This is a genomic window from Floridaenema fluviatile BLCC-F154 (assembly GCF_041929135.1).
In the GTDB taxonomy this organism is placed as follows: domain Bacteria; phylum Cyanobacteriota; class Cyanobacteriia; order Cyanobacteriales; family Aerosakkonemataceae; genus Floridanema; species Floridanema fluviatile.
Genome location: NZ_JBHFNS010000092.1, coordinates 42949 through 55086, shown reverse-complemented (window position 1 = coordinate 55086; position 12138 = coordinate 42949). Strand labels below are relative to the sequence as shown.

The 12138-nt window shown below is 39.5% G+C and carries 8 protein-coding genes; 6 read left to right on the top strand and 2 right to left on the bottom strand.

The features are described from left to right. Nucleotides 1–425 precede the first annotated feature (425 nt). Together ACE1B6_RS25920 and ACE1B6_RS25915 are read left to right on the top strand one after the other, a co-directional pair. Nucleotides 426–3290 carry a diguanylate cyclase gene (locus ACE1B6_RS25920; protein WP_413260181.1) on the top strand — a complete coding sequence of 955 codons (2865 nt, stop codon included), beginning with the start codon at nucleotides 426–428 and terminating at the stop codon, nucleotides 3288–3290. A 186-nt stretch (nucleotides 3291–3476) separates the two neighbouring features. Further along, nucleotides 3477–4634: a ferrochelatase gene (locus ACE1B6_RS25915; RefSeq protein WP_413260375.1), complete on the top strand. Its 1158-nt coding sequence runs from the start codon at nucleotides 3477–3479 to the stop codon at nucleotides 4632–4634. A gap of 170 nt (nucleotides 4635–4804) precedes the next feature. Here the strand turns inward: ACE1B6_RS25915 and ACE1B6_RS25910 are convergent, their stop codons facing one another. Beyond that, nucleotides 4805–5788 carry a choice-of-anchor A family protein gene (locus ACE1B6_RS25910; RefSeq protein ID WP_413260180.1) on the bottom strand — a complete coding sequence of 328 codons (984 nt, stop codon included), beginning with the start codon at nucleotides 5786–5788 and terminating at the stop codon, nucleotides 4805–4807. A 368-nt stretch (nucleotides 5789–6156) separates the two neighbouring features. Next, on the bottom strand, nucleotides 6157–6702 hold the full coding sequence (locus ACE1B6_RS25905; protein WP_413260179.1) for an NADPH-dependent FMN reductase: 546 nt from the start codon (nucleotides 6700–6702) through the stop codon (nucleotides 6157–6159). A gap of 318 nt (nucleotides 6703–7020) precedes the next feature. On the opposite strand from ACE1B6_RS25905, the gene ACE1B6_RS25900 reads away from it, so the two are divergent. From ACE1B6_RS25900 to trpE, 4 genes are all read left to right on the top strand, one after another. After that, complete coding sequence (locus ACE1B6_RS25900; RefSeq protein ID WP_413260178.1) at nucleotides 7021–8976, top strand: DICT sensory domain-containing protein; 1956 nt, start codon at nucleotides 7021–7023, stop codon at nucleotides 8974–8976. A gap of 235 nt (nucleotides 8977–9211) precedes the next feature. Continuing rightward, complete coding sequence (psaD, locus tag ACE1B6_RS25895) at nucleotides 9212–9637, top strand: photosystem I reaction center subunit II PsaD (protein WP_413260177.1); 426 nt, start codon at nucleotides 9212–9214, stop codon at nucleotides 9635–9637. A 287-nt stretch (nucleotides 9638–9924) separates the two neighbouring features. Continuing rightward, the gene (locus ACE1B6_RS25890; protein ID WP_413260176.1) at nucleotides 9925–10572 is read left to right on the top strand and encodes a hypothetical protein; all 648 of its coding nucleotides are present in this window, start codon (nucleotides 9925–9927) and stop codon (nucleotides 10570–10572) included. Between the two features lie 23 nt (nucleotides 10573–10595). Continuing rightward, the gene (gene trpE, locus ACE1B6_RS25885; protein ID WP_413260175.1) at nucleotides 10596–12119 is read left to right on the top strand and encodes an anthranilate synthase component I; all 1524 of its coding nucleotides are present in this window, start codon (nucleotides 10596–10598) and stop codon (nucleotides 12117–12119) included. The last annotated feature ends 19 nt before the right edge of the window (nucleotides 12120–12138 follow it).

The window sequence follows — 12138 nt, the reverse complement described above, 5'->3', positions numbered from 1 at the left end:
ATATGTCGATCGTTTTTGCTAAATTATATTTACCTAAGCTTGGTGATGCCAGATAATTTTAAAATTAACATAAATACCAGAAGCTAACCTTAAAAAGTTTCCTCTCGCATTAACTAGTCATAGGTAGTAACAATGAAATTGGCAATTTAATAGCGATCCTCATGGGTAGTTCAGCGATAAAAATAAAATATTAATCAGTCCTGCCTGAAGCAATATTTTACTTTACTCTCAGTTCTATCCAGTTAATAAGTTTACGTTATTTGCCAAATAATTACTCAATTAAATCAGCATTAAAATCAGTTAACAATACTGATTGACAAATTGGTGGAACTTAACCTTACCATAACTGAGATATGCTTCCTAAACTGCTTTATCAAGATTCTCTTAGAAGATGGCATCTAGTAAACAGCACCCGTACAAATCAAATGGAACCTAACTACAATCACCAACCAGAAGAACTGCAATTATTGGAAAAAATTGTTATTCAATCTGGCGAACTAAATCAACAATTATCAGTAAAAGAAACCTTGGTTGCCCAGGGAAAAGTAAAACCGAAATTGCTAGCAGCTAAAAATCAGCTAGAAACACAACTTGCTCATAGTATTCTAGAATTGCGGCAAGCTTATCAAGAAATTCAATTACAAATTATTGAAAATGAGCGTACCCAAAAACTAATTGAAGAGCAGGCAGAATTACTCAATTTAGTTCATGATGCTATCTTGATTCGAGACCTTAATAACATAATTAGCTTTTGGAATCAGGGTGCAGAAAGAATGTATGGTTTCCCAAAATATGAAGCATTAGCTAAATCTTATCATAGTCTTCTAAGAGTTCAATATTCTAGACCTTTATCCGAAATTCAAGCCGAAGTTTTCCAAAAAGGGTGTTGGGAAGGAGAAGTAATTCATACCAAATCTGACGGTACACAAATAGCAGTTTGTAGTCGTTGGATCTTGAGGAAAGATGCAAAAAATCAACCGCAAGAAATTATCGAAATTAATAAAGATATTACAGTCACTAAAGACACAGAAGAAGCATTATTTGCTGTTGGCGTGAGGTTGGCAGGAATTTTAGATAGTGCTAAAGATGCGATCGTTTCTATAGATGAACAGGGTAAAATCACTTTATTTAATCAAAGCGCCGAGAAGATTTTCGGCTATAGTGCAGCAGAAGTTCTGCGTAAATCAATTGACTTACTAATTTCTTTTGAATCATTAGAAAAATATCAGTCAAGCAATAATTTTTATAACTTTATTCAATTAACAAAAAAGTTACTAGAAAATGGCTTGGTTTTTGGGAAGCATAAAAATGGTAGCAAATTTCCGATCGAAGCTTCAGTCTCTCAGATAGAGTTAGTCACCGGAAAAGTATTTACCTTAATTTTGCGAGATATTACTCAGCGCGTACAAGCAGAAGAAGCATTGCGGCAAAGTGAAGAAATTTACCGTCAAATGTTTCAGGCAAATCAAGCAATTATGTTAATAATTGAACCTGTTACAGGTTTAATAGTTGATGCTAATTCAGCTGCTTACAGTTTTTATGGATATCATCCAGATAAATTGAAGCAAATGAAGGTTACAGACTTAGCTTTACTACCACCAGAAAAACTTTTTGCTCATAGTCCCCAAAATAATTCAGAAAAACAAGATTGCTTTTATTCGCGTCATAGAATTGCTTCTGGAAAAATTCGTGATGTAGAAATTTATTCCAGTCCAATTACTAGGCAAGGACAAGAATTAGTTTATTCGGTAATTCATGATATTACAGAGCGCAAGCAAACAGAAGCAGCTTTACATGAAGATGAATTGATTCTCCGCAGTTTCTATCATAGTGCGCCGATGATGATGGGAATTATCGAAATTGTGGATGATAATATTTTGCATATTTCTGATAATGCAGCTACAGCAGAGTTTTTTGGTACGACACCTGAAGCAATGCAAAATCAGTTGGCGAGTGATGTTTCCATCTCCAGCCAACATATTAATACATGGATTCAGCATTGTTATGAAAGCGAAAAAACTGGGAACCCAGCTTGTTTTGAATATCAACAAAATACTAGTATAGGCTTAAGATGGGTTTCTGTTACTGTTTGTCCGATTCAAAAAGAAACTAGTAAACTAGTCAGAAATAAACACTATGAATTAATTCTTTCTGTAGCTAAGTTGACTTCTAAATTTTCTGAATCTTCGGTGAATAAACGTTTATTTTGTTACCTGATTGAGGATATTACCGATCGCAAGAAATCCCAAGAAAATCTGGAAAAAACTAATGAAAAACTAACTCGTTGGGTCAAAGAACTTGAAGCTCGTAACCAAGAAATAATTCTCTTAGGTGAAATGAGTAATATTTTACAAGCTTGTTTAACAACAGAAGAAGCTTACAATACTGTCGCTCAGTTAATTGAACCGTTATTTCCTAATATGTCAGGAGCAGTATTTGTGATTAGCAACTCTAAACAACTAGTTTCTGCTGTTGCTAGTTGGGGAGATGCTAGCGCCACTACTGAAATGTTATTTACACCTAATGAATGCTGGGGATTGCGCCGGGGACGATCGCATTTAATGGAATCTTCTCATAATCCAATTAACTGCAAACATAGCCACCACAATAGCCCAAATGTTGAATCTCTTTGTGTACCAATGATGGCACAAGGAGAAGCATTAGGCGTATTATATTTAAGTGCAACTGAAACCGGAGTTATTACCCAAGCTAAACAACAATTAGCTATTACCGTAGCCGAACAAATTGCTTTAGCCTTTGCTAATTTAAAATTACACGAAGCTTTGCAACAACAAAGTATTCGCGATCCTCTCACCAGTTTGTTTAATCGGCGTTATCTAGAAGAATCTTTAGAACGAGAAATGAGTCGTGCCCAACGCAAGCAACAAAGTGTAGGTATCATCATGTTAGATGTCGATCACTTTAAACGCTTTAATGATACTTTTGGTCATGATGCTGGAGATACTTTACTCAGAGAACTGGGAATTTTTATTAAGAAAAATATTCGCGGTTCTGACATAGCTTGTCGCTTTGGTGGAGAGGAATTTTTAGTAATTTTACCAGAAGCTTCTTTAGAAGTTACTATGCAAAGAGCCGAACAAATTCGCGAAGGAATTAAGCATATCAATTTACACAGTCGTCAACAACAATTGGGGACAATAACTCTATCTTTAGGAGTAGCAATTTTTCCGGAAAATGGAATGACAGGTGAAATGGTAATTCAAGCAGCTGACTCAGCTTTGTATCAAGCTAAGGCGCAAGGACGCGATCGCGTCATTGTCGCCAGTTAAGCAAAAGGTAAAATTCCCCATCTCGGAGAGTTCCCTGCTGTCTTAAAAAACGATCGCATATCCTATCCTGGGGGAGGGGATGTTAACCTAGAGAGATGAGAGGTGTTTGATTGGCATATTAGCCACAGAAAAAGGCTAGAACCAAATCGCACTCTGATTTACATCATTTTTCTAGAGGAATCCAACATGGTTGCTACCCCGGAAAAGCTTCAAGACTCATCTTTACAGTCAAATGCTAACGATCGGGTTGCTGTATTATTGATGGGTTACGGTGAAGTCGAAAGTTACGAAGACTTTGCTAACTACAACGAACAAGCATTAAATTTACTTACGGCTAAATTTGCTCCGGTACCAACCTGGATTTATCCGCCATTAGCTAAATTGTTGGCAATTTTCGATCGCCATGAATGGGGACATCAACACGACCAATTTATTTCTCCCCACAACGCGATTTTTGAGCAACAAAGAGCCGGAATTGAAAAACATTTACAAGAAAAATGGGGCGACAAAATCAAAGTTTTTAAAGCTTTTAACTTTTGCGCTCCCTTCTTACCAGAACAAGTAATCGCCCAAATTAAAGAGGAAGGATTCGACAAAATTCTGATTTATCCTTTATTAGTAGTTGATTCTATCTTTACCAGTGGGATTGCTGTTGAGCAAGTTAACAAAGCTCTGGCAAAATTAACAGATGGCGAGGAACATTGGGTAAAAGGACAGCGTTACATTCCCTCTTTTTACAATGAGCCAGCTTACATTGATTTGATGGCTAAATTAGTAGAAGAAAAAATTGCTCAAGAGTTAGCAAACGCTTATTTGCCTTCGCAAATTGGCATTGTATTAATGAATCATGGTTGTCCCCATAAAGCCAAAGGTTTCACTTCGGGAATTATGGAAAGTGAGGCACTTTATGAATTAGTCCGGGAGAAATTAATTAACCGCTATCCTTTAATTTCTGTGGGTTGGTTAAACCATGACACGCCATTAATTGAATGGACACAACCGAATGCTACTGTAGCGGCGCAAAACTTAATTGATTTGGGTGCTAAGGCGATCGTATTTATGCCCATTGGTTTTGCTACTGAAAACCACGAAACTCTACTAGATGTAGATCATATTATTCATGGTTTACAAAGTCAAAACTCAGAGGTTAACTTTGTCCAAATGGCTTGTGTCAACGACCATCCAGAGTTTTTACAAATGGCAGCAGAATGGGCAAATCCCCAAATTGAAGCTTTGTTATCAGAACAAGCATTAGCAGTGAATTTGCATTCAGCTACCCATCATCATCACAATCACGCTCATCATCACCATCATGATGGACATCATCACCATCATCATCATTGAAACAAAAGTTCGTTTTTAATGACTTAAGTCCCTACAACGAACCCTACATTGACAATCTCCCGTCACAGCGTTAGCTTGACGGGAGATTCTATTTACTTAGAGTAACGCTTTTTAGTGCTAGCACTAACGAGAGAATCATTCTTGTATTTGCAGCAATTACAAAGCTTATATTAGCATTCACAATTTTTTTGTTGCTTGCGTTGACGGCGCGACATTCCTAACAGCGTTCCAACTAAACCTAAACCTACCAAAGTTGATGGTTCTGGAACACTTTTCTCTGGGATATTGCTAATATCTTCCTTAGCAGGCATATCTGGCAAAGTACCGTTAAATAAATAATTGTGAGACTCACCTGTTCCAACTAATGAACCTGCTATTAAATTACCGTTGATCTGACCGTTGTTAAATTTGACATTAGCTAGAGGAGCAAGAATGCTACCTTCAATGCCAATTCCGCTAATATCTAAGCTTGTTGCTTCATAGAAGTTATAGAGAACTTTTTGTCTGTTGGTACTCATCAGGTTGAAGCCAAAGTTCTTCATTGAGACTTCTTGACCGCTGACATTTACTACTACAGTTGAACTATTATTTGCATTAAGCTCGAAGTAGTTTGTCTTTGATAAATCTGCTCCTGAAAGATTAAAAATGTTTAGGGAAGAACTGTTGCCAAAAAGATTAATGCCACCCCAAGAATGAACTGTGGTGTTACCAGTGGGAGTTAAATCTGCCAAGTAAGAGGATAAGTCTTTGAGGTAAGTTCCGGCAGCATTAAAATCGATCGGATTACCTTGGCTAAGTGTACCATTAGGAAAACCTACTCCTGATACATTAGCAGTTCCACCATAGACAGTATTACCGTTGCTAACTTGACCGTTATTCAGAGTCAAATTACCCCCTGTTACTAGTACATTACCGCTACCAGAACTCAGCCTTGAACCAACACCAAAGCCGCCTGTAAAAGTGGCGTTACCTCCAACAGCTAATTTACCTTCAACATCGGTACTTACTTGGTTGTAATCTCCTAAAGTAAAGACGTTGTAATCAGAGGCTACGCCTAAACTCGCGGCTGTTGCTTGTGTTGAAATTCCTATTGCTAAACTAGCTGCTAGAGGAAATACTAACTGCATTTTTGGGATCAATTGTTTAATTTTCATATTCATTTTACTCAGTAATTTAGGGTTTAAACTTTGCTCATTTCGACTACTTTATTGGGTTTTCAGTTTGATTGCAAGACTAAAATGCTAAACTTCATGCAATCTTAAAACCTGTAACTACTTAATAAAGAAATAATAATTTTAATCTTTAAAATCTCTGCATAGCAATGCTTGTGCGGATTTTTAGTATTTTTTGATTACCGAAAATATCATAACTTATTTATACAGGGTATTTGGTTTTTTCGGTTTATACATACTAGTTACTTGTTAATTTAAATGTTTTTATGTATTGATCGCTAAAAAAGACGCAGAGCATAAAACAAAGCTCTACGTCTTTTTACTGAAATTACGATAGTTTCAGGCAAAGGTTAGGTAATTGCTCTGAGTCTGCGTGTATTTTCGACTAAACTTTCAGCAAATTTATCGAATCGCTGTGAGAGTTTTTCATCGACAATTTTGCCATCTTTAGTAAAAGCTTTCCAGGCTTGTCCGATCGCAATTTGTTCAGGAATCACCCAAGCATGAACCCAACGCATAATTACCCTTAAATCATTCAAAGCATTACTATTGGATTGACCACCCAAAACACTAATTAAGCCAGTAACTTTGTCACTAAGTTGATCGAAACTCATCAAATCTAAGGCGTTTTTAATCACACCACTAACACTGCCATGATATTCCGGTGTTGCTAATATTAAACCATCAGCTTGTTGCACCGCATTCCGCAATTTTTCCACATCGGGATAGTCTGGATATTTATCCTCTCCATTGCAGAAAGGTAATTGCATTTCCCTTAAATCAAGAATTTCCACTTCTGCACCTAAAGCTTCGATTCTTTGGGCGGCTAATTTTAACGCTAGCTGACTGTAAGAGTCTTCTCGTAAACTACCACCGATGCCAACTATTTTTACCATACTGTTCTCTCTTATTTGTCAAGACACTCTTTAACAAAAGCAACAATACTTCACTTCACTTAATCAGTCCCCAGATTGATTGTTGCTAACTCATACTCGTTATGACTACATTTAAGATAGCAAGTTTAATTCCTGGTTGTCAACTTCACAGAGGGGCGCTTCTGACTCAAAATAGAGATGAGTCAGTTAGTGTTACCGAGCGAAAAAATTGTGCAAACCGATATTTCTTTTGAGTTAAAATCTGAAAGCATCTCTAGGTGGAGACGATTTCCGCAACCGGAAGCAACTGACTTCGCTAGGATTTGAGCGAAAAAATCCATGATAATTAAAAATTCTGTACTAGCAGATTTGCTGCAAGAACTACCCGATTTGCGGCCTCAAATGTACTTTAAGTCTTCCTTAACGGCGCTTTCGCACGCAATGGAAGACCAAGTATTAGCGAGTGCAGACCCACCTTTAGTGATTGCCAGTTTTCAGCGAGAACGCTTTTACCGTCAGGAAGCGCACCGTTATCAGAGAATCGCCCAAAAAAGCGATCAAATTTACGTGCTAGCGGCACCGGAAACCAGCTTTACTAGTGGTTACGATCGCTATGAGATGATAGCTTTTGAGCCAGAGGATAGCTTAACTGAAGAGTGGCATTTGGTAGTGATAGGACAGCAGTACGCCAGCTGTTTAGTCTGTCGGGAACGCCTAATGTCAACTTTGCCGGAATCGGAGGAAAATTTAATAGATATAGATACTTCTCGCCGATTTGAAGGGATCTGGACGTTCGATCGCCAAGTGACGCGGAAAGCTGCGGAAATACTGCTAAAGCGGATTTTAGCTTACCGACCGGAGTTAAAAAGTAAAATTAAGCGGGCACAAAAACAATTTTTACAGGTTAAAGAAGCAACATTGAAATCCAATGAAGCACCTGAATGTCCAATTCTTAATCCCGATCCTTTTGTGCAGCGTTTAGTTACCTATTTGCAAGCAGGTCAATACAAATTATTGAAAGCTTATAAGTCAATTACTGAGCAGGAACGCAAAGAACGCTTAGTTAATTCCATTACAGCGGCAATTCGCCAATCATTGAACACCCATGAAATATTAAAAAAAGCCGCAGAGGAGTTGGGGCAAGCAATGCAGGTTTGTCGGTGTTTGATTTATCGCTGTAAACAGACAGACAAATTTGCCACAAATCAGCATGAATTTTTAAGTCATGATGTTTGTTCTTTATCGGGAGAAAACTGGCCATTACAAAATAATCCTTTGTTTCAGGAAGTAGTAGCCAAGCAAGAACGAGTTTATATAGTAAATACCCAGACAGATGAGAGAGTACAAAATTCGTTAGTGCTGCAAAATTTGGTGCAACGCTTTGGGATTATTTCTTGGTTGTTGGTGCCAGTGTTGGATAAAGGTAGGTTATTGGGAATGGTGGAATTACATCATTGCGGGGTAGTGCCGCATGAATGGGAAGAAGAGGCGTTAGAGTTAACAGAAGCGATCGCATCACAACTAGGAGTTGCCTTAATTCAAGCCGAAGCTTACGCTAACTTAGAAGACCTCAACGAACAACTAGAAGCATTAGAACGTACCCGCAGCAACTTAATTGCCATTACCGGACATGAACTGCGAACACCATTATCTACGATTCAAGTTTGCCTAGAAAGTTTAGCCAGCGAACCAGATATGCCCCCCGAACTGCGACAGGTAATGTTGAACACAGCATTATCTGACGGCGAGAGAATGCGGAAACTAATTCAAGACTTTCTCACCCTTTCCCAATTAGAAAGCGGTCGCATACAATGGCATCCCGAAGCCTTACAAGTCCAAGAATGCGTAGATTTAGCCCTCAGCAGTACTCGCGTCCGCAGTAGCAGCGAACAATTACCGCAAATTACTGCCGAAGTATCGCCAGAATTGCCCTTGGTGCAAGCTGACGGGGAATGGTTAGTGGAGGTACTTGCCAAACTGTTAGACAACGCTTGTAAATTTACCTCTGCCGAAGGAGAAGTAACAATTCAAGCCAAAAGGAACGGTAATCAAATGCTGGAAGTGACAGTAGCAGATACCGGAAGGGGGATTGAACCAAATCGATTGGAGAGGGTGTTCGATCGCTTTTACCAAGAAGAAGGCGCATTACGGCGCAGCACAGGCGGTACAGGCTTAGGACTAGCCATTTGCCGCCAAATCGTCACCGCTTGGGGCGGTCAAATTTGGGCCGAGTCCGCAGGTAAAGACCAAGGCAGTCAGTTTCATTTTACAGTGCCGATCGCAGAACCAGGCTAGAGGGACAGGGGACTAGGGACTGCGGACTGGGGACTGGGGATTAGGGACTAGGAGCAGAGAAAGAATATTAATTCAAAAATTAAGGTTTTTAAAACTCCCCACCTCCCTACCTCCCCACCTCCCAGTCCCCAGTCCCCAGTCCCCAACCCTAAAGAACTGTTACAGTTCGTATCGGAGTAGCAATAGTAGACCTAAGTGAGTGATAGGATTCCCTAAAACGTTCAGAAAGGAACCTATGGCAGAAGAGCTTAAAGGACAAGCACCCCTGTTCGGTGGCTGCACTGGCGGCTTACTGAGCAAAGCAGAAACCGAAGAAAAGTACGCCATCACTTGGACTAGCCCCAAGGAACAGGTATTTGAAATGCCTACTGGTGGCGCTGCTGTAATGCGTGAAGGCGATAACTTGCTTTACTTGTCTCGCAAGGAACAATGTATCGCTTTGGGCGGTCAGCAACTCCGCGCTAAATTTAAAATCAACAACTACAAGATTTACCGCGTTTTCCCCAACGGTGAAATCGAGTACCTACATCCTGCGGATGGCGTGTTCCCAGAAAAAGTGAATGCAGGTCGTCCATACAACGGGAAGAAAGACCGCAGTATCGGTGAAAATCCCGAACCTGCAAAACTGAAATTTAGCGGTGTAACTCCTTACAACGCCTAGTTGGGCTAAAACTGCTTTAGGAAAAGGTGCCGGAGGACAAACGGAAACCTCCAGGTTTTTAATCTGGTTAATGCTGGGAAATTAGGTTGACAAACCTGAAGAACCAAGAATCTTGCAGGAGTTTTTCTGTGAGGAATGTCCAAATAAATTGGCAATAGTCCATTACCCTTAATTTACTCAAGTCTTGGAGGGGAAATTCTTTCCAAGGCTTGAGTTATTAGTGTGATTGGTCAATGGTCATTAGTCATTGGTGATTAATATTTGATTAATGGCTGTGAGGGGATTTGATGACGGACATGAAAAAAAAGTTGGTAAATGGGAAAGTAATAATTGGCTTGGGGTTGAGTATAATTGCGTTAAAGGTATGCTCTCTGCAAGTTCTTGCCCAATCAGCTTCGGAAAGATACCCTACAACTACGGAATTAGTGAGATTGCGGGAAAAGTTGCGATCGCAAATTCGCAAGTTAGAAAATGAGAATGAATTCAAAGATTTTCGCAGTTCAGCTGATAAGCAACGTCTCGCTTCTTTGGTTTCCGCATGGGCAAAAGTCGATCCAATTGTTGCACCTTTCTTGGGATATTGGTCAGGATATGAGGAAAGTTTATTAATCTATCCGGCAAATACTAAAGGTCGTGTTTGTATAATTTATGAAGGTTTAGGGGAAAATGAATTATATTTTGGCAATGTCGTGAATGGAGAAATTCGCACCGACGAAAAACAAACAATTATTAAAGAGGGAGATTATTTAGCAGTAGCTAGTGTGAGAAATAATCAACCAGATATCTTTGTTACACCTCCTTTTATGAATCCCAGAATTACTCTGGCAATGAGTGAATTTATGAGTAGGGCTAGTATGAATCGACCAGATATAGCGGTGATGGTACAAAAATTTAAGGCTTCAGGTTGTCGAGATGGTTTACCATCCAAAAGGTAAAATTGTCGAGTTGTTTAAAAGTTATGATATTTCCAGATTTTCAACAGTTTTCCGAATTAGCTAAACAAGGAAATTTTGTCCCGGTTTATCAAGAATGGGTGGCTGATTTAGATACTCCGGTTTCCGCTTGGTATCGTGTTTGTGCGGGACAAAATTATAGTTTTTTGTTGGAATCTGTGGAAGGTGGCGAAAATATTGGTCGCTATAGTTTGTTAGGTTGCGATCCTTTGTGGATTTTGGAAGCTAAGGGAGAAAAAACTACGCAAACTTATCGAGATGGGAGAAGTGTAGTTTTTGAAGGCGATCCTTTTCAAGCTTTAACTTATTGTTTAAAACAAGTTCGTCCGGTAAAATTACCGCAGTTACCTCCGGGAATTGGTGGGTTGTTTGGTTTTTGGGGTTATGAGTTAATTAAGTGGATTGAACCGCGGGTTCCGGTGTATGCTGCTTCGGAAAAAGATTTGCCTGATGGGTTGTTTATGCAGGTCGATAATCTGTTAATTTTCGATCAGGTGAAACGAAAGATTTGGGCGATCGCTTATGCTGATTTAAGAGATCCTAATGTAAATTTAGAAAGTGCTTATCAACAGGCTTGCGATCGCGTTTCCCAGCTAGTCAATAAATTACAATCTCCTTTATCCCAGCAAAGCACTTTAATTGCTTGGAAACCTCCCGGAACTGGCGAGGGAGAAATTACTTATACTAGCAATATTTCTCAAGCAGATTTCTGTGCGAATGTGCAAAAAGCTAAGGATTACATTAAAGCGGGAGATATTTTTCAAGTAGTACTTTCTCAGCGATTAACGGCGGAATATTCAGGCGATCCTTTTGCACTTTATCGGTCTTTAAGGTTAATTAATCCTTCGCCTTATATGGCTTATTTTAACTTTGGTGATTGGCAAATTATTGGGTCGAGTCCTGAAGTAATGGTGAAGGCGGAACTTGATGCCGAAGGTGCATTAGTGGCAACTTTAAGACCAATTGCAGGGACGAGAAAGCGGGGAAAAACTGTTGCTGAGGATGTGGCTTTGGCGGAAGAACTACTGCAAGATCCCAAGGAAGTTGCCGAGCACGTTATGTTGGTGGATTTGGGAAGAAATGATTTAGGTAGGGTTTGTACAAGTGGGACGGTTACTGTCGATCAATTGATGGTAATTGAGCGTTATTCTCATGTGATGCACATCGTTAGTAATGCGATCGGAAAATTGGGGAATAATAAGACGGCTTGGGATTTGTTGAAGGCTTGTTTTCCGGCGGGAACTGTTAGTGGTGCGCCGAAAATTCGGGCGATGGAGATTATTTATGAGTTGGAAGGTTGTCGTCGGGGGCCTTATTCTGGGGTTTATGGTTATTATGATTTTGAGGGTCAACTGAATAGTGCGATCGCAATCAGAACTATGGTTGTTCGTAGTGAGGGAAATGGTAAACATTCGGTTTCTGTGCAAGCAGGCGCGGGTTTAGTTGCTGATTCTGTCCCGGAAAAAGAATTTGAGGAAACTTTGAATAAGGCGCGGGGTTTGTTGGAGGCTATTCGTTGTTTGCGGTAAGTTTTTTTTGAACCACGAA